We start from the raw sequence: 19655 nt of genomic DNA, 5'->3' as shown, positions 1-19655 counted from the left end.
GACTCACCTTACCCATCGGCTGCGCATTAGTCATACGCAGTTGCCGGCCAAATGACCGGTGCAGTTTTAAGCCGCACGCTGAACCGCCGCATCTGCCATGATCACCGTTCGCAACCTGGCCCACCCAAGGAAATCCGCAATGGACGATGTACAGCAATTGGGCGAGATGCTTCGTCATTACGCCGACAGCGAAGCGCACAAAAAACAGCAATTCGACCTGCAGTCCGCGCGCTGGGCGCAGAAGCTCGGTGAGCTGTTCGGGCAGATCGAGCAGTGGCTGGAACCCTTCAAGACCACTGGCCTGCTGGAAGTCCATCGTGAGGCCTATGTCGCCAGTAGCCCGAGCCTGCCGGTTGAAACGTCAACCTTCAAAACAGAGAAACTGACGGTGCACATCACCGGCAAAACCGTGGAGTTCGTGCCGGACGTGATGGGGGCGAGCGGCTCGATTGCCGTGTCGGTGATGGGCTTGACCGCCGCCCGGCACGGCAGCGTATCGCTGGTGCTGCCGGCTGATAAAAACGACTGGCTGTGGAAAAAAACCAACGGCCTGAAGGACCCGGACACGTTTGCCTTCGACGCTAATTTCCTGGCGTCGCAGTTGCAGAGCCTGATCCCGCGCGATCGCGCTTGAGCGGGCTTGTTCAGCGTCGGGTGCCCCGGCGCAATCCTGCCCAAACGCGCTTGCAGCACAGCCCGTTGCTCAGTTGAGCTGACGCTGGTAGGCCAGCCGTGTGTCTCGGTCAACGCACGCGTGCCTGGCGCTTGTACGCGCCGACGGCAGCCAGGACCGCCACCAGTGTCAGGCCGGCGACGGGCCCAAACCGAGCGCTGATGGCAATGCTCATGGCCGCACCCGGAATCAGGTCGCGCACCGGCAATAATGGCAGGCGGGTGGGGCTCAACCCGCGCGGCAGTTTCGCACCGAGACGTTCATCCAGCACCCGCAGCCAATGCGCCAACGGGCGCCACACCTGCCAGGCCAGTGCGCCAACGGCCATGTAGGCCATCGTCCAGGCCAATGCGTCGCCCGCAGCGTCCACTAATGCGCCCGCTTGCCAGGGCGACTGGAACAGCGCTCCGACGAGGCAGCCCAGCACAATCGCGTGCAACAGCGGCAAGGTGTCGAAGGCGGTTTGCCAGCCTGTAGTGCGCTTGCAAGGTGTCAGCGGCCAAGGCCGTCGGCACGGTTACCACTGCCAGCTCGGCGCTGTCGTCTTCCTGCGCCCATTGTTGCCAACTCAACGCGTGTTCGTACGCTTCACGCAGGCGTTGAAAGCCTTGCGGATCATCATCCGGTTGGGTTTTCTTCAGCAGGGTGGCGTATTGGCGTTTGATCGTGCGGCTATCGGCATTCGGGGATAGGCCGAGGACATCCCAGCAAGTCATGTGCGGTACAACTCCATAAATAACGCGCGCACCTTACCCGGTTTCGTGTCCGCTGAACCAGTGGGAGTGAGGGAGGGCGCGGTCTTGCTGGAGTGCTTGGCGCAAGCGCTTGGAAGATCCGGAAGGTGCGTGCCCGGTCGCAAACCGGGGGCGAACGGGCACGTTGCTGTTAGCCGAGGATTATTTGAGCGGCGTCAGCGGTGGCAATTTCCATTGGCCGTTACTCGCTTCAGGCTTGGGCAGGTAGATGCGCAGCACTGCGTAAAACGGGCCGGGCGGTGCCGGTAGCCAGTTGTTCTGTTCGGCTTTCGGTGGCTCGTGGTGCTGCAACGCCAGGGTCAGGCCGCCGTCGGCGTCCAGTTTGAGGTTGGGCAACATCCGCGAATTGATCAGGTAGCGCTTCTTGAGGTTGGGCGCCAGCAGCTTGGTCTTGGCGTCGTACATGGTCAGCGACCAGAACGCTTCGGCGGGCGGCAGTTGGTCCTTGTCAAAGTGCACGGTGTAGCTGTGACGTGCGCCATTGGCCGGTTTGCCTTCGCTGTCGACGAAGTAGCTCAGGTAAATGGCCTCATCGGGGGAGTTGCCGAAAATTCCCAGGTCCGCACCGGCGTAGCGGTACAGGTAGTTGTTTTTCAAGCGGTCGCGGCTGCCGAACAGGTCGCCGCTGGTCACTTGGTGGGTGTCGATTTTGTCTTTCTTGAAGGCGGCGAATTCTGCGCGGCCGTCGGCAATCCCGTCTTCCAGAGCTTTGCGCTGTTCTGCGGTCAAGTCCTTGACCTTGAACGGCGCACCCGGGGCGATGCCGATCTTGGCGAAGCGCGCCAGCAGGTCTTTTTCGCTGTCCTGAGGGGCGGCGAAGGCCAACATGAAATTCAGGTAACGAAACAGCTGCGGGCCTTCGGTCATCGTGGCCATCGGCTTGGGCCATTCAATCTTCGGCACCGCAGCCGGCGCAGGCTGTTTCACGTAGCTGCTCAGGGGCTGCACTTTGTAGCCGCTCTGGATCTGCTTGACCTTGTTCAGGTCCTTTTCATCAAACAGCTGCGTGCGGTACAGGGCATAGGCGATATTGCTTTCGCTGTACACCACGCGGTCCACGTCAACCGGCTGCTGACCTTTCCAGTCCGGGCCGGCGATCATGTAGTGGCCGCCGTTGTTGCCGGTGCTGCGGGTGCCCAGGTAGGCGATGTTCTGCGTATAGAGGTCGATCAACTGCACCGAGTAGTAACGGTTGTCTTCGATCTTGGGCAGGGTCAACACCAACGGCTCTTTGCGCAGGTCCATCCATACGAAAGAGTAGGGCGTGTCCGAGTTCGGTGTGGCGAACGCCGTGTCCTTGGGGGTGAACACCTGCGCGGTATTGCCGATATGGTTGAACGGCGCCTTGAAATTGGCCCCGCCTTTATCGACGGCCTGGGTGTAGAGCGTCTTGTACATTGCCACGACCGGGTAGCCATACAGGTAGGCTTCCTTGGCAATCGCCCGCGCTTCGGCGGGGGTTGCCGTGAAGTCAGCCCAGGCGCCGGTGCTCATGAATATCGAGAGGCTCGCCAACAGCAGGCGCGTCGGTTTTCCAATCATGTTGTTGCGTCCTTCCAGAGTTCTTTTGACTGACGGGAGTTGAAGGCGACGAGTTTCCAGTTTTATTTCCCGAACGTCACGTTAATCCCTGCAAACCAGGTCAACTGAGGCCAATCACCGCCTTGGCACGCCCCTGTCTGTTGCGGTTCGACACAGGTGTTGACGATGACGCGCTCGGGCCTTCACGGATGATATCGATTGAAGCTAGCAGCAAATCCCTGACGCGCGAGTGGCTCAGTCAAATGAGCGCTGGAGTGCCAAGGGAAGACGAAAGACGCTGAGGCAGTTGAGGGACTAGGCGTGGGGCAGCATTGATTTGACTTTGTCGCGCAATTGATCGATCGAGAAGGGTTTGCCAATCACCTGCATGCCGGACGGCACATCAATGCTTTCGGCATAGCCGCTGGCGAACAGGATTGGCAGGTCAGGGCGTAGCTCACGCACCTTGGCGGCCAGTTGTTTACCGTCCATATCGGGCAGGCCAACATCGGTCATCATCAGGTCGATCACCTGAGCGGTGTTTTCGACCACCTTCAAAGCTTCTTCAGCGTCCGCCGCTTCGATCACTGTGAACTCCAATTCTTCGAGTACATCGACGATCAGCATGCGCACGATGGCGTCGTCTTCGACTACAAGGAGGGTGGAGGGGGTGGCGGACATAATCAAAATTCCCGAAAAAATGAAATGGGCAGGTCTTTAGCGGTTGAAAGACCATTCTCTAATGAGTCGCGTCAATCTCGGCAAGTTCCGTAGGTGCAGGCATTGTGAAGGGAATGGGCGCAAATGTCGCGTGCAAGTCCGTGGCACGGGGGATGACATGATGCGTGAATGGCACCGTTCAACAGTGCCATTCACGCAAGGGCGTCACAGGTGGGTCAAAGCGCGGTATTGAACAGTGCGAACGGGTTGTTGTAAGGAACCGTCGCCAGAAAGTCGAAGTCATTGAAGGTGCTGACGTCGTACTCCGGAATGCCGCGGTTAATGGCGACCGGTTGAAGCGTGCCGGCGCTCCAGCCGCTATTCAAGGTAGCGTCCAGACCCCGGCGCATTGAAGCTTCGTCCGGGAACTTCGCCAGGCCAAAGTTGGGATCAAAGAAAAACCATTCCTTCTGGTTGTTATTGACAATGACGCCCGCCAGAAGCCCGTGATTTTGGGTGCTGATCTTGAAGGTGGTTGATGTCGGTCTATTACTGAGGTCAGTAATAATGTCGGTGTACGCTAGCCGGGAAACCGGTTTGGTGCCGTGAAAGTTCACGCTAAGCACTTGGTGCATGCTGTTCAGTTGTCGGCGGAAACCAGCAATGGTGGGGTCGATGGAATTTAAGCTGGCTTTGAAGAAATTATCGATCAGTACACGCTCTTTACCATATTGAATAGCCAACGCCATGGTGTTAGCCAACGCAGCACATTCTCCTGATGAAGTAAGGTCGTTTGAAGCCAGGTAGAAGTTTTGCGGCATACCGGTGGCTTTACCGCCTGCCTTTGTTATTTCTTCGCTAAATATCCTGGCGTACTCAAGACTGTTTTTGGTCTGCAGATCTTCTATCAGTTTGGCCAGTGCGCCTGTCTCTTCGGGGGTTCGGCGGGGGAGGATGGCCAACTCTTTAAGGTCAAGCACGTTCATGGAGGGGTCGTAGCCGTCTATGGTTTGGCCCTTTGGGTTTGCGTAGCCACGGTTGTAACCAGCGATATCGTTAAGCTTGACGTCCTCTATGGTCCTCTTAAACGCTTCGCGAAGATTAGGGGTCCGGGGGGTTGGCGCCACCCACGTGGACAACCAGTTAAGAAAGTTGTGGTTTATCTCACCATTCCCAGCAACAGTGACGGGTTTGAAGTCAAGCAGCGGTTGCCCAAAGGGCTTCTGGCTGATGGGGTCAAGTGCATACCATTTATTGTTTTGCAGGGTCGCACCCACGTCCACCCTTTGCTCTAAAAACTTGTAGGTGCCCGTTGCTGTTATACCCTGACTTTTACTCGCGGCTTTAAGCAAGTCATAGCTGCCGGTAGCCCCTTTGAGTTTGTTAACGGCTTCAAGACTTTTGTTCAGTGCGTAACGTCCGCCTTTCAGCAGCAGTTTGCCTCCCTGCGCCGCCACATCACTCAAACCACTGAAAGGGTTAAGTAGGGAAATGGCTTCGGCGCCGATGACTCGGGTGCCCTTCAGTACCTTGGAACCAATGGACAGCGCTGAGCGACCGATCTTGATCAGCTTGCCTGCGACTGCAGCGCCGGCAGTGAGAAAGCCGAATATATCCATTGTGAGGTCTTGAGCTGCCTCACCGTAGTTGCCGCTATTGAAATTGACAATGGCTGATCTGAACGGGATCAGATTTAATAAAAATTCGTCAAGTGGCTTGGGACCGCCTTGTAACTCATCCAGGGTGGTTTGCCCGCGGGCTTCTTCTTTGATGCTGGGGTCATCAAGTTCGAGGTGCTCGACAAATGCGCTGGCAATCAAGTTGGATCGAATGCTGTTAAAGCTATCCATAGGTGCCGCCAGCACGCCACGTTCGGTACCCAAGTCATGCACGTGGTGGTTGAACGTGATTTCCTTAGTCTCAGACACCAGGTTGGCTGCTCTCGACACCTTGGTTTTTGCCCGGCTCAGATTGATCTGTTTGATCGTGCTGTCATTTAAATTGATTTCGTAGGCTTGAGACTTACCATTCAGTTCTGTTCGGAGTAACAGCCCCGGTTGTTTTTGGTGCTCTGTGTTATTGGGTAAAAAACCCGTGCCCAGCCGATGTGAACTCTCTTCAAATACAGTGACTTTTCCAAACTCCAGGTTTTGTCTGTCTTCGAGTGGAAGCTGCGCGATCATGTGCCTAATCGTCGCGTTAATCCCGGTCTTTTTATTCCAGATGGCTTTGGTGAACTGCTCCTCGAAGGCTTCCTGCACACCCACTATCGGGGTGGCATTCAGCTGCTCCAGTGGGATGCTGGGGTCGTCTGACTTGAAAGGTCGTGGATTGGGCAGGTCCATCATGGCGATATCCAACATCGAATGTCGGCCGACCAGCCCAGTTTGGTCCGCGGTGCCTCGATAACTATCAGTACCCAGTACTTTCTTTTCGAATACCGGGCCAAGATCCCCGAAGCGTTCCTTTAATTGGGCCAGCGCAATTTCTTTTCGTGTAGGGATTGCTTCGTAGAGCATTTTGGAACCGGAGAGTCGTTCTTCCAGTTGTTGGTTGAAGCTGGCTTTTATGCTGTCAAGTTGGGCCGAGGTGTAGTTGTCGTCAGCACTTTTTGCGATCACACCGTTGGCGACGGCCCAATCGACCAGCGCGGTACTTTGGGCGTATTCAGTGGCGGGCGAGCGGCCTTTGGAGGCGTTGTACTCCAGCATGACCTCGGCGAACGTCATGTGCCTCACAGCGCCAGGTCGCTCGGCTTCTATAGTTGCCGCTGCAATCGACAGGAAAGCCCACGCCTGGCTGCCGACGGTCAGGTTCTCGGGAATATCTTTAATCAGAAACTGCGGTGCCGTATGGCCTAGCAACAGGTGAGTGGCGAGCTTAGCGGTATCTACCGTTGCTTTTTGGGTGGCGACAAGATGCTCGCCAAGGCTTTCAATGACCGAGGAGGGTGTATGACCCCAATGCTGTGAGTCCGACAGGTCAAATTCGCCCACTACGTTGCGTTCGCGCGAAACAGAGGACTTGGGATCCATTCCAAGGTTGAGCGCGGTCAATAGATAGTCGTAGATACTGGTGTCCGAGGAGGCGCCTTTCATCTGCGTTTGCAGGGTTTCACCCAACGCCTGGGCCCTGGGCGTGTCGAGCAGTTTTTGCAGGGCCTTTTCCGGGTCCTGCAGATCGCTCGCCGTCAATGCACTGCCTCTGATCAAGTAACCGAGCGTCGCCTGGCTGTCAGGTGACAATGCCCCGCCTGGCGCACCGGGCTCGGCGCTGTAGAGGAAATCCAACATTTTTTGTTGATCGGTTTGCGACATCGGGATTGGCCAGGACAGTGCGCCACCCAGATTGCCCAGCGGGCTCAATAGCGACCGCTGCTCCAATGTGTTCGCCAACGCATTGAGCTCTTCCATGGTCCGCGGAAGAGCAATGCCGAGGTCGTTCAGCGCTACTGCCAATGTTGGCGCCGGGCCTTGCGCCATGGCATATGACGACCCTACGAAAGGGACTAACCGTTCGTTGTTCAAACTGTATTCGATCTGGGCAGGGGTAGCAGGCTGGCCATCACCCTGGGTGGCCGCGTACCGGAGCTTGACGGCCAAATCGTAAAGATCTGCCTTGTCTGCTATGAGGTGTTTTACCGTTTTGGTCTGTACCCTGGTGGCTGTGGCGCTGCTGTCCTGGGGTTTGGCGGCATAAAACGTTTCAGCACTTAAACGTTGATCTGCAAGGGCCTGCGCAGAGCGGGTCGCGGCAGGTCGCAACGGGTCGCCTGCAGAGATAGGGCGCAAGCGCTTGGTGGCGATCAGTATCTTAATTTCACGTTCTGTCTGAACCTCGTCATCGTCGATGCGCGGTTGGCCATAAAAATCGCCGACCACCGCCAGAGGCACCTTCAGAACGCCATTCTCGAACGACAGGTGCAACGGGGTTTCCTGCGTGGGCGTTATAACGCGCGCCGCTGCCAATATTGGCTCGGCGATAGCTTTCCAGCCCGGGGTGTCGCTCAGGGTAAATCTTCTGGCTACGCCATCGACCGTGGCATGCAACACGCCTGTGCTGGCAACGATGCTGACGGTGGCGGGATCGATGTGCTGCTGGCGCATCCACTCCTGTACAACCGGACGCTCAAGCTGGGTGTGATAGAGGGTCAACCACTGCCCCAACAGCGTGTTTTTTGGCACCTCGATCTTTTCATCGACGCCTTTCAACTTGTTTTGCAGGCCAGCGATATATTCGGCGAGCAGCGTTACGTCATCGTTCGCGGCGCCGTGCGCGGCGTTCAGCGCAGCCGGTATAGGCGCTTTGGCCATCGGCGCCAACTGTGGCCTGAAGGTTTGCTGTACTGCATTCGTGTTGGTCATCTGGTTTACCTTGCTGGGTTAAAAAGACGCCTTCCCAAAAGATCTTCCGTGTTCCTGAGGCGCACCCCTGAGTGCTGAAACGAGGAAATTTCGTTCCAGAACGGCGCCACGTACCTGTATTTATTTGTGTAAATGAGTTGATGAATTCGGACAGAATCCGTTGGAAATTCACGTCCAGAGCGTAGGAAGTCACCTCAAATCAATGCAGAAACATAGCCTTGGCCGTCGATATTCGGGCAAACTCCCAGTTTTTCCGTTCCTGGCCAAGGCATGCCCATGACTCCCGCGTCGTCTGTCGATGAAAAGAGCTTTCGTAAACTCCTGAGCCGCAACGTGGCCCTACCTTTGAGCGTGGGCGTGGTCAGCGCGGTGTTTTTCGTCGTGCTGATCAGCTACCTGTTGTCGGTAATCCAGTGGGTAGAGCACACCGACCGGGTCATCAATAACCTCAATGAGTCTTCGAAGCTGACGGTCGATCTGGAAACCGGGCTGCGCGGCTTCCTGATCACCGGCGACGAGCATTTTCTGGACCCGTATGAAGTCGCAAAGCCGCGAATCATTGGCGATTTGCGCAATTTGCAGGAGCTGGTGGCGGATAACCCGCAACAGGTGGATCGCCTCAAGCGTCTTGAGGCCATGCAGGTCGAATGGAACAAATACGCCCAATCGATGGTTGACCTGCAGCGCCAGAGCGGTGACTACCGCGCCGCGGTCAAGGCCGGCCGGGGCAAGAGCCTGACCGACGCGATTCGCCAGGAATACGCGAACGCGGTGGACATGGAGCAGCAGTTCCGTGTGACCCGCAACCAGGACGTCACCCGTACTACGATTGTCAGCGTCACGTTGTACCTGGTCTTTGTGCTCGGTCTGAGCGGCTTCCTTGCCTATGTGGGCCGCAAGAATTTAATCGCTCTATCAGACAGTTACAGCGCAAACCTCGCGTCACAGCAGACGATTGCGCGACGCCTGGAACAACAAGCCTGGCTGCGCAACGGCCAGACCGAATTGGCCGAACAAGTGCTGGGGCAACTCAGCCTGAACATGCTGGGCCGTAACATCCTGCAGTTTTTTGCCCAGTACATGGGCTCGGCGGTCGCCGCGCTGTATGTGCGTGAAGAACACGGTGGTCTCAAGCGTGTGGCCACGTATGGTTTCTCCCGCGAACAGGAACAGCAGGAGCAGTCGATCTACAGCGACGAAGGCATCGTTGGGCAGGCCGCCCAGCTCGATCGTCTGATTCGCCTGGACGATGTGCCGGTGGACTACTTCAAGGTCAGTTCCGGCCTGGGCGAAGGGGCCACCCGCAGCGTGCTGGTGATGCCGACCAGCGACGATGACCGCGTCAACGGCGTGATCGAACTGGGTTTCCTGCGCCCACTGGAAGAGCGTGACGTCGAACTGCTGGAGCTGATTGCCGGCAATATCGGCACCTCCATCGAAGCTGCGCGCTATCGCCAGCGCCTGCAGGAAGTGCTGGCCGAAACCCAGCAGCTCAACGAAGAGCTGCAGGTGCAGCAGGAAGAGCTCAAGACCGCCAACGAAGAACTCGAAGAGCAGTCGCGCATTCTCAAGGAATCCCAGGCCCACCTGGAAACCCAGCAGGCCGAACTTGAGCAGACCAACGAGCAGTTGGCCGAGCAGACGCAAACTCTGGCCGAGCAGCGCGACGCCATGGACCGCAAGAACGTCGAGCTGAACCAGGCCCAGCTTGAACTCGAAGACCGCGCCGACGAACTGCAGCGCTCCAGCAAGTACAAATCCGAGTTCCTCGCCAACATGTCCCACGAGCTGCGCACGCCGCTGAACAGTTCGTTGATTCTGGCCAAACTGTTGGCGGAAAACCCGCAGGACAACCTCAGCGCCGAGCAGGTCAAATTTGCCGAGTCGATCTATTCGGCGGGCAATGACTTGCTCAACCTGATCAACGACATCCTGGATATTTCCAAGGTGGAAGCCGGCAAACTCGAAGTGCGCCCGGAAAACTCCAGCGTTGTACGCCTGGTGGACGGCCTGCGCGGCATGTTCGAGCCGCTGGCCGCCGACCGCAAGCTGGGTTTCCAGGTGGAGGTTCAGGCCGATGCGCCGACCCTGATGTTCACCGACCGCCAGCGTTTGGAGCAGATCCTCAAGAACCTGCTGTCCAACGCGGTCAAGTTCACCGAGCAGGGCGAAGTCAGCCTGTCGGTTTCCCGCGCGCCGGGCGAGGGCATTGCCTTTACGGTGCGCGACTCCGGCATCGGCATCGCCCCGGACCAGCAGGAAAGCATTTTCGAAGCGTTCCGCCAGGCAGATGGCACCACCAACCGCCGTTACGGCGGCACCGGGCTGGGCTTGTCGATCTCCCGCGACCTGGCAACGCTGCTCGGCGGCTATATCAGCGTGAGCAGTGAGCCGGGCAAGGGCAGTGTGTTCACCCTGGTGTTGCCAGAGCAGTACGTCGAACGCGAGGAGGGCGCTGCGCCTGTCGAGCAACCGCGCCAGGCCGTAGCGGCCCCTGCGCCCAAGCCCTTGGCGGTCTCACCGCTGCCGGTGGCTGACGTCAAACAGATCCCGCGGTTTGCCGATGACCGCGACAAAGCGCCGTTCACCACCCGATGCATTCTGGTGGTGGAAGACGAACCGAATTTCGCGCGCATCCTGTTCGACCTGGCCCACGAGCTGGGCTACAACTGCCTAGTGGCGCACGGTGCGGACGAAGGCTACAGCCTGGCCGAGGAGTTCATCCCCGACGCGATCCTGCTCGACATGCGCCTGCCTGACCATTCCGGGCTGACCGTGCTGCAACGCCTGAAAGAACACGCCAGTACCCGCCACATTCCGGTGCACGTGATCTCCGTCGAAGACCGCGTCGAAGCCGCCATGCACATGGGCGCGATCGGTTATGCCGTCAAGCCCACCACCCGCGAAGAGCTCAAGGACGTGTTTGCACGCCTGGAGGCCAAGCTGACGCAAAAGGTCAAGCGCGTGCTGCTGGTGGAAGACGATGACTTGCAGCGTGACAGCATTGCCCGCCTGATCGGCGACGATGACATTGAAATCACCGACGTCGGCTACGCCCAGGCCGCCCTGGACCTGCTGCGCACCAATGTCTACGACTGCATGATCATCGACCTCAAGCTGCCGGACATGCTCGGCAACGAGCTGCTCAAGCGCATGGCCACCGAGGACATCTGCTCGTTCCCGCCGGTGATTGTCTACACCGGACGCAACCTGACCCGCGATGAAGAGGCCGAGCTGCGCAAGTATTCGCGCTCGATCATCATCAAGGGCGCGCGCTCACCCGAGCGCCTTCTGGATGAAGTGACACTCTTTCTGCACAAAGTCGAATCCCAGCTGTCCCATGACCGCCAGAAGATGCTCAAGACCGCCCGCAGCCGCGACAAGGTCTTCGAGGGCCGCAAAATCCTGTTGGTGGACGACGATGTGCGTAACATCTTCGCCCTGACCAGCGCCCTGGAGCACAAGGGTGCGGTGGTGGTGATCGGGCGTAATGGCCGTGAAGCCATCGACAAACTCAATGAAGTTGACGATATCGATCTGGTGCTGATGGACGTGATGATGCCGGAGATGGACGGTTACGAGGCAACCGCCTTGATTCGCCAGGATCCGCGCTGGAAAAAGCTGCCGATCATTGCGGTCACGGCCAAGGCCATGAAGGACGATCAGGAACGCTGCCTCGCGGCGGGCTCCAACGATTACCTGGCCAAGCCGATTGACCTGGACCGCCTGTTCTCGCTGATTCGCGTCTGGCTACCGAAGATGGAACGTATTTAAGTGGAGCAACGTTTTTTGGATAAAAGCAGCGATATTGAGCTGCGCCTGTTGATTGAGGCGATTTACCTCAAGTACAGCTACGACTTTCGCGACTATTCCGGTGCGTCGGTCAAACGGCGCGTGGCCCATGCTTTGCGCCAGTTCGATTGCGCCACGATCTCGGCGTTGCAGGAGCGCGTACTGCACGACCCGTCAGCGTTCATGCAGTTGCTGCAGTTCCTGACGATCCCGGTGAGCGAGATGTTTCGCGACCCGTCGCACTTCCTGGCGATCCGCCGCGAAGTGGTGCCGCTGCTCAAAACCTACCCGTCGATCAAGGTCTGGATTGCCGGCTGCAGCACGGGCGAGGAGGTGTACTCCATGGCGATCCTGCTGCGTGAGGAAGGGTTGCTGGAGCGCACGATCATTTACGCCACGGACATCAACCCGGCGTCGCTGGACAAAGCCAAGCAAGGTATTTTTTCCCTGGAGAACGTGCGCGCCTACACCGCCAATTATCAGCAGGCCGGCGGACAGCGTTCATTTGCCGACTACTACACCGCGGCCTACGATTACGCGATCTTCGACAAATCCCTGCGTGAGAACGTGACCTTCGCCGACCACAGCCTGGCGACTGATAGTGTATTCTCAGAAACTCAATTAATTTCGTGCCGTAACGTACTGATTTATTTCAATAAAAAATTGCAGGGTCGAGCGTTCGGACTGTTCCACGAGTCGCTGTGTCATCGCGGCTTCCTGGTGCTGGGCAGCAAGGAAACCCTGGATTTTTCCGCCTACAGCAAACAGTTCGAACCCCTGGTCAAGCAGGAACGGATCTACCGCAAATCATGACCGACGTTGCAGCCAACCCGATTGTCGGGATTGAAGCCATCGTCGTCGGCGCTTCTGCTGGCGGCGTCGAGGCGTTGCTGACTATTTTTGGCGGATTGCCCCAGGGCTTTGGCTTGCCGATCGTCGCCGTGCTGCACCTGCCGGACGAACGCCGCAGCCAGTTGGCGGAAGTCTTTGCCCGGCGCCTGCGAATCCCGGTGCGTGAAGCGCGTGACAAAGAAGTGATCGAGGCGGGCACCTTGTATTTCGCCGGGCCCGGTTATCACCTCTCGGTGGAGCATGACCGCAGCCTGTCCCTGAGCCAGGAAGACCGCGTACACCATTCGCGGCCCTCGATTGATTATCTGTTTGCGTCAGCCGCCGATGCCTACGGCGAAAGCCTGCTGGCCATTTTGTTGACCGGCGCCAACCAGGACGGTGCCCGCGGGCTGGCGCACGTCAAGCGCTCTGGCGGGACGACCGTTGTACAAGACCCCAAGGATGCACGCATCGCCGTGATGCCGCTGGCGGCCCTGGCCCTGCACACACCTGACTATATTCTGACTCTGAGCCAAATTGGCTCGTTGCTGGCTTTGCTGGAATCTTCCCCATGTTAAGTACCGTCCAGGCCAAACTGCTGATCGTCGACGATCTGCCGGAAAACCTGCTGGCCCTCGAAGCGCTGATCAAACGCGAGGACCGCCAGGTCTACAAGGCATTGAGCGCCGACGAGGCCTTGTCACTGTTGCTGGAGCACGAGTTCGCCATGGCGATTCTCGACGTGCAGATGCCCGGCATGAATGGTTTCGAGCTGGCCGAACTGATGCGCGGCACCGAAAAGACCAAAAACATCCCGATTGTGTTCGTCAGCGCCGCCGGCCGTGAACTCAACTACGCCTTCAAGGGCTATGAAAGCGGCGCCGTCGACTTCCTGCACAAGCCGCTGGACATCCATGCGGTCAAGAGCAAGGTCAACGTGTTCGTCGACCTGTACCGCCAGAGCAAGGCGATGAAGCTGCAGGTCGAAGCGCTGGAACGCAGCCGCCGTGAGCAGGAACTCTTGCTGACCCGCCTGCAGGCCACCCAGGCCGAGCTGGAGCAGGCGGTGCGCATGCGTGACGACTTCATGTCGATCGTCGCCCATGAGGTGCGTACGCCGCTCAACGGGCTGATCCTGGAGACCCAACTGCGCAAAATGCACCTGGCTCGGGACAACGCCGCCGCGTTCACCCTGGACAAGATGCACGCCATGGTCGATCGCGATGAGCGGCAGATCAAAAGCCTGATTCGGTTGATCGAAGACATGCTCGATGTGTCACGCATCCGCACCGGCAAGCTGTCGATTCGCCCGGCGCGCTTTGACCTGACCCAGTTGGTGCACAACCTGGTGGAAAACTTCGCGCCGCAAGTGGCCGCCGCCGAGTCGTCGATGCACCTGGAGGTTCAAGGGCCGGTAGAAGGCAACTGGGACGAGTTCCGCATCGAGCAGGTGATTTCCAACCTGCTGACCAATGCGCTGCGCTACGGGGCCAAAAGCCCGGTGGAAGTACGGGTGTATACCGAGCATAGTGAGGCAAGGGTTGAGGTGCGTGATCACGGGATCGGCATCAGCGCAGACAACCAGAAGCGAATTTTTCAGCAGTTCGAGCGCGTTTCGGCCAGCCATGTGGCGGCTGGCCTGGGCCTGGGGCTGTTTATTTCTGAGCAGATCGTGGCGGCCCACGGGGGCACCATCGAGGTAGAAAGCCAGATAGGCGAGGGCGCCTTGTTTCGGGTGTGCCTGCCCCTTGAGACGCCGGCGTGAAATCTATCGTCAGCTCGACGCAACCTCTGCGTGACCCAATGGTCGTAACTGCAGCAATTGACCGGACAAAGGCTTCCCATGAGTGAAGATGCACAAGATGTTGTTCTGATCGTCGAGGACGACGAATCGATTATGTTCGTGCTGGGTGAATACCTGGCCGGGCTGGGGTATCGAGTACTGAAGGCAATTGATGGGGAGCAAGCCTTCGAAATCCTCGCGACCAAGCCGCACCTGGACCTGATGGTCACGGACTACCGCCTGCCGGGCGGGATTTCCGGTGTGCAGATCGCTGAACCGGCGATCAAGTTGCGACCGGAATTGAAAGTGATCTTTATCAGCGGTTATCCGCAGGAAATCCTCGACTGCAACAGCCCGATCACGCGCAACGCGCCGATCCTGGCCAAGCCGTTTGATCTGGATACGCTGCAGGAGCATATCCAGCGATTGTTGGCTTGAGTACGGGTTGTGCCAGGGGCGCGTATCACCGTCCCCGGCAGCATTCACCGGCTTCAGTCGCGCGCCCAGTCCAGAATTTCGTTGATCTTTGCGCGGTCAAAGACGCCCGCCCCCTCATCATCGCGCAGCTTGAAATTGCCATCGGGATAGACTTCTACCCCGACGGAGCTGGCATAGGTCACGGACACATCGTTCTTTTGCAGGATCGATAACAACGGTTTGTTACCGTTGCTATCGACTTGGCCTATGACCCTGCCGACCATCAGCGGTGAGCGGGTTGCCGTGCCGCCGACAAAAATGACCTTGCCGCCATTCTCCAATGCGCTGTTCAGCTGCTGGAGCAGGGCGAAGGCATTGTGCTCAGACCCCACAGGCGCCTCCAGATTGCTGCCGTTCAAGTGCACCAAGGTGCGTTTGCGGTAAACCCCATTGTGCAGATCGCTCAGCACCACCAGTGCCGAACAGTCACCGAGCCCGTTGGTGCTGAGGATGCTGGTGGGGTCATTGAGGGTTTTCGCCTCGGCCATGAACACTTCAACGTTTGGCACGGCGGGCTTACTGGCGCTATTGGGTTTGAACGGTGGTTGCACAGCCGCATCAGCGACTGAAGGCTTCGCGCCCAGGGCGTCGTCGAGCAGCGACTGAACATGTGCGTCAGCAATATGGTTGGTTTTTTTCCACGCATCACTGTGAGTGCTGACGTTGAACTCCAGCCTGGTCGGGTCGCTGCCCGCGGTTTTGTAGGGCAACGGCAGGTGTTTGTCGGTAAATAGCTTGCCCAAGCTCTTCTTCATGGCGCCAGCGCTCGCAAACTCGGCGAGGCCGTAGTTGGGGTCGTAATAAAAAAACCGCTTCGCGACGCCTTCGCCCTGCGTGCCGATCATCATCGCGTGGTCGGCGGTGCCGATCATCATGATTTTGGGGGCGCTGGCGTCAGCGATTTCATCCATCAGTTGGGCATAGCCCATTTTGCGAACGGGCGCACCGGCATGAAACTGCGTGGGTGTATCCAGTTGCTTTTGAATGTGCGTCAGGTTCGCCACGAACTGCCTGGACTCGGCGGCGGTGGGGTTGGCCGCGGCGCTGAACAAATTGGCGGCGAAACGGGTGTGCTTGCCTTGCTCCATGGCCGTCGCCATGACGCGCGACATTGCCGCACACTGGCCTTTGCTGAGCGGGGTGGTCTGGCTGAGATAGAACAGTTGAGGAACAGGGGTGAACGTGCCGCCGCCCACGCTGATGTGCTGGTAAAACGCATTGACCCCGCTGAAGCTGTGCTGCACCGCCAAACGCTCGCGCTGGCGTACCAGGGCGCCGACCTCGGCCGGTGTGCGGCCAGGCGCGCGCGCAAGCGCCATCACTTCGGCGGATTTCATCCCGGCGTGATAGCCGCTGATCGTCAGCGGGTCGATCTGGGTATACCCATGGTTGAACTGCACGCTGTCTGCACCGTTTTTCTGTTGTTCAACCCAGGCGGTCCAGGCGCTTGCACCGGCCGTCTGCTGAGCCTCGTGTAATTCCCCGCTGGCCCTGATCGAGGGTTGAAAATCCTCCAGAGCCTTGCCGTACGGCTGGCCACTCAGCGTATCGAAGGCAAACCACTTGCCACGTTGAAGCACTGCCGGCCCTTCAGCGATGGTGCCACCCAGTTTGAAGGTGCCCACTGCGCTGGCCTCAAAATGTCGACTTGCATGGATCAGTCTGTAACTGTCGGCACTGCCGCGCAGTGTGTTGTAGGCATGCAGCCCGCCTTTTTGCACGCCACGCGCGGTACGGGAAATCAGGCCGCCCACGCCATCCAGCGGGTTGAGTGCGCCCAGTGCAGCACGGCCCACGATCTTCACGCCCTGGGCCAGCCTGGCCGCCGCGCTGGTACCTGCTTGCAGGGCCTTGGCGCCTTTGGCTGCAACGCCTAGGCCCACGACGAACCCGAAGGCGTCGAACGCCAAATCAAGGATGCCGTCACCCACCGCGCCGGCTCGAAAATTCTGGACTGCCGAGCGCAGGGGAATCAGGTTCAGCATGAATTCGCGGGCTTTTTTGTAGAACGGCACCTCTGTTTCAAACGTCGTCACACCCCGCGCCTCAGTCTCCAGCGCCCGAATGTTCAGGTTTTGCACCAAGGCGTCGGCAATGTCGCGGGTCCTTTCGCTGGCAAAGCTGTCGGGTGTGCCCGCTCGATGGTTTTCCTCAGCGACATGCGGCGAGTAACGGCCGGAAGGTTTAACCTCCAGCAGCATTTTCGAATAGCGCCACTTATCGGCTTCATTGGTCTGGCGCGCGATCGGGTGGTCTTTGAGCTCGTCGCGCCGGCGGATGCTGTTGTCTCTTACATTGACTTCATAAACAGTGACGACGCCGTCGAGCTCTGTTTTGAGCAGCAGGCTATTGGGCACTTTGGTTTCGACACGGCTCTGGCTGAAGGCGGTATGAGTGATGCTGTGCTCGGTGAGCAGGGTCACTTTCCCGTACTCGATGGCGTTTCTATCTTCCAGAGGCAGTGTGGCGATCAGGTGTTTGACGTGCGTGCTCGTCGCCTGTTCTGCCGCATGGAAGTAGCGCTGAAGTTCAGTGTTGAACAGAGCATTGATGTCGGAAAGCTTGTTCACATGGCCCGCAATCGTGCGTGTGTCGACCTCACCGGACGATGACGTCCATGCCGTTGCCTCGAGTTGCCCGTGCAGGTAAAGGTCCAGCACCGAGTACGGGCCGGGGAAGTCGCGACTCTGATCGAGTGGGGTGATGCATTTTTTCTCGAAGGGCAGGTCACCATACACACGCTCGAGTTCCTTCAGCGCCATCTCCCTGCGCTCGGGCATTGCGGTCGAGTGGGCTTGTGAGGCTTGGCCCAATGCTGAAATTCGCGCGCTGTAGGCGCTAAAGACGCGGTTGATCTGCTCGTCGGTGTAGTCATCCAGGGTGTTCAGCGCGATCAAGCCTTGGGCAACCCCCCAATCTTTGAGTGCATCGCGCTGCGCCCTGCGTTCAACCTGCCGGTCCTGGTCGGTAACAGGTGCCAGATCGGCTCGCTGCATGACCTGCGCAAAGGTCATACGCGCCGTTGAGCCGGGCGCCTGGCGCTCAAGGCGCGCTACCGCCGTGCTGAAGCTGACCCAGGTGTGTGAGCCACACGTCACCTTGTCGGGAATGTCGTTGACCAAAAAAGCAGGGGCTCGGCGTGACAGCAACAGATGGGCCGCAACGGGTGCTAACTCGGCGCTGGCACGGCCCGTGGAAACCAAGTGTGTGACCAGCCCCGCAACCACCGTTGAAGGATGCTGGCCCCAATGTTGATGACCGGCCATATCAAAACCGGCAACGCCGGTTCTGGCTGGCGCCCAGGTATTTGCTGCCTCGGATTCTTTATCCAGGGTCGCGCCAAGGGCTGCCAGCGTCCAGTCGTTAAGGCTCTGCGGGGTCGAGACGCCATTGAATTTTTCCTGCAGCGCCAGCCCCAGTGCCTGGGCATCAGGCGTAGCGAGAAGATTTTGAATAAACCGCCGCGGGTCATGCAGTTCGGACGGGGCAAAACGCTGGTTGCGCGTCAGGTAACCGAGTGCACCGGTGCCCTCGTCATAATCTTGCAGACCATTGAGCCCCAGCGTGTTCTGGCGCAGGGAATTTCTCAGGTTGCGGCAATCGTCATCACTCAATGGCGTTGGCCAGGACAAGGCTCCACCGAGATTGCCGTCTGGAAGCTGGGTAAGAGCTGGTGTTGTCAGTAACCGTCCCAGGTTGAACAGTTCGTCACGGCTGCGGGGCCTGTCCCAGCCGTTGTCGCTGAGGTGTGTGTCCAGGCTGACCGTGGGGGCCGCCTGCAACAACCTGATGGGTGAGTCGGCATGCAAGGTGATGTGGGTGCTGCTCATTTTGTCGCGGATAAGTTGCTCAATCCGGCTTTGAACATACGCGGGTGGCAGGTACAAGCTGTCCAGGGGATCTTTGGTGGTGCGGTATAGCCACTGTTCGGATAAATCGTCGATTTCCTGAATGATCGCGATCAGTTTCAAGGCCACCTTGCTGTGGTCATGGGCATTGGCCAGCTTGGCGCGTTCGTGTTGCAGCACCTGCGCAGAGCGTTCTGGCCTGGACTGGGAAGGGTTGAACGCTTTAGCCGCTTCGAGCTGTGCTGCACGGGCTTCAGCGGATTCCCGGGTTTGCCCGGTGATGGCTTCGCCATAAAAGTCCGCGACTGCCCGGTAAGGCGCCGATGTGCTACTTGAGGGGCTGAGAATATAGCCAGAGTCTGACGTCAGGGCTTTTGCCGCCCGCATGATCGGCGCCATCATCGAGGTCCAGAGATGGCCATGCTCAAAGCCTGAAAAGGGTTTGCGCTGACCGCTAACGAACGCGCTGATGAGGTTGTCTCGGGGATTGATCTCGATAGGTTTTGAAAGATCAATCTGCTGACGCTTTGCCCAACTGACAAAGTGCGGGCTCTTCATCAAATCGTGCAGGTGTGACCACCATTGGCCGAAGGCAGAGGCGGGCGGAAGGTGGTCGATGTCGCCCAGTCGTCCGGTACTTGCCGCGGTGCGCAGCGTTTGCGCCAGATACCCTGCCAGCTCACTGTCGCCATCGACTTGCGTACGGTCGGCTGCGTGCGGGGCCGCCGGGTTGCTCTGCCGATCCGCCAAGCGTGGCCGGCGTATTGTGGGGGGCTCGGGTGCGGCAGTCAGCGGCCATTGATGCAGGGGATTAACGTTGCGCGAAGCGATCATGATGGGACTCGTGAGGTAAGTTTCAGGTTAACCACGGGCACCTTTCATGCGTCGCGATTTGAAACTTCGTGTCCAATCCCTCAGTGCCGGTTCCGGCCTGTCAGCCACCAGATATTG

General features: G+C 58.5%; 11 protein-coding genes and 1 pseudogene. 6 read left to right on the top strand and 6 right to left on the bottom strand.

Annotated elements, in window-relative coordinates; all coding sequences use genetic code 11:
- Positions 1-139 precede the first annotated feature (139 nt).
- On the top strand, positions 140-634 hold the full coding sequence (locus FPT15_RS11075) for a hypothetical protein (RefSeq protein ID WP_145160844.1): 495 nt from the start codon (positions 140-142) through the stop codon (positions 632-634).
- Between the two features lie 109 nt (positions 635-743).
- Here FPT15_RS11075 and FPT15_RS30005 read toward each other — a convergent pair whose 3' ends face one another.
- From FPT15_RS30005 to FPT15_RS11050, 5 genes and pseudogenes are all read right to left on the bottom strand, one after another.
- Entirely contained in the window at positions 744-1121 is a 378-nt protein-coding gene (locus FPT15_RS30005; RefSeq protein WP_256676436.1) for a hypothetical protein, read from the bottom strand.
- A gap of 190 nt (positions 1122-1311) precedes the next feature.
- Positions 1312-1389 (bottom strand): annotated as a pseudogene (locus tag FPT15_RS30340) (J domain-containing protein); the annotation flags it as partial.
- Between the two features lie 180 nt (positions 1390-1569).
- On the bottom strand, positions 1570-2970 hold the full coding sequence (locus tag FPT15_RS11060) for a DUF1254 domain-containing protein (protein WP_145160839.1): 1401 nt from the start codon (positions 2968-2970) through the stop codon (positions 1570-1572).
- 294 nt (positions 2971-3264) lie between these two features.
- Complete coding sequence (locus tag FPT15_RS11055) at positions 3265-3630, bottom strand: response regulator (RefSeq protein ID WP_145160837.1); 366 nt, start codon at positions 3628-3630, stop codon at positions 3265-3267.
- 215 nt (positions 3631-3845) lie between these two features.
- The gene (locus FPT15_RS11050) at positions 3846-7973 is read right to left on the bottom strand and encodes a hypothetical protein (RefSeq protein ID WP_145160835.1); all 4128 of its coding nucleotides are present in this window, start codon (positions 7971-7973) and stop codon (positions 3846-3848) included.
- 276 nt (positions 7974-8249) lie between these two features.
- Here FPT15_RS11050 and FPT15_RS11045 point away from each other — a divergent pair, with 276 nt between their 5' ends.
- The 5 genes from FPT15_RS11045 (at position 8250) to FPT15_RS11025 (ending at position 14817) form a co-directional block, all read left to right on the top strand.
- Positions 8250-11747 carry a response regulator gene (locus FPT15_RS11045; protein WP_145160833.1) on the top strand — a complete coding sequence of 1166 codons (3498 nt, stop codon included), beginning with the start codon at positions 8250-8252 and terminating at the stop codon, positions 11745-11747.
- Positions 11748-12578, top strand: a complete 831-nt coding sequence (locus FPT15_RS11040; protein WP_178119680.1) for a protein-glutamate O-methyltransferase CheR — start codon at positions 11748-11750, stop codon at positions 12576-12578.
- The gene (locus FPT15_RS11035) at positions 12575-13174 is read left to right on the top strand and encodes a chemotaxis protein CheB (RefSeq protein WP_145160831.1); all 600 of its coding nucleotides are present in this window, start codon (positions 12575-12577) and stop codon (positions 13172-13174) included. The genes FPT15_RS11040 and FPT15_RS11035 overlap by 4 nt, the downstream gene beginning before the upstream one ends.
- On the top strand, positions 13168-14361 hold the full coding sequence (locus tag FPT15_RS11030; protein ID WP_106579185.1) for a hybrid sensor histidine kinase/response regulator: 1194 nt from the start codon (positions 13168-13170) through the stop codon (positions 14359-14361). The genes FPT15_RS11035 and FPT15_RS11030 overlap by 7 nt, the downstream gene beginning before the upstream one ends.
- 78 nt (positions 14362-14439) lie before the next feature.
- Complete coding sequence (locus tag FPT15_RS11025; RefSeq protein ID WP_003217591.1) at positions 14440-14817, top strand: response regulator; 378 nt, start codon at positions 14440-14442, stop codon at positions 14815-14817.
- 53 nt (positions 14818-14870) lie between these two features.
- Here the strand turns inward: FPT15_RS11025 and FPT15_RS11020 are convergent, their stop codons facing one another.
- Entirely contained in the window at positions 14871-19538 is a 4668-nt protein-coding gene (locus FPT15_RS11020; RefSeq protein ID WP_145160829.1) for a hypothetical protein, read from the bottom strand.
- Positions 19539-19655 lie beyond the last annotated feature (117 nt).

Source organism: Pseudomonas sp. RGB, assembly GCF_007713445.1.
Taxonomy (GTDB): domain Bacteria; phylum Pseudomonadota; class Gammaproteobacteria; order Pseudomonadales; family Pseudomonadaceae; genus Aquipseudomonas.
The sequence above is the reverse complement of the archived record's forward strand: the minus strand, read 5'-3'. Positions and strand labels throughout refer to the sequence as shown.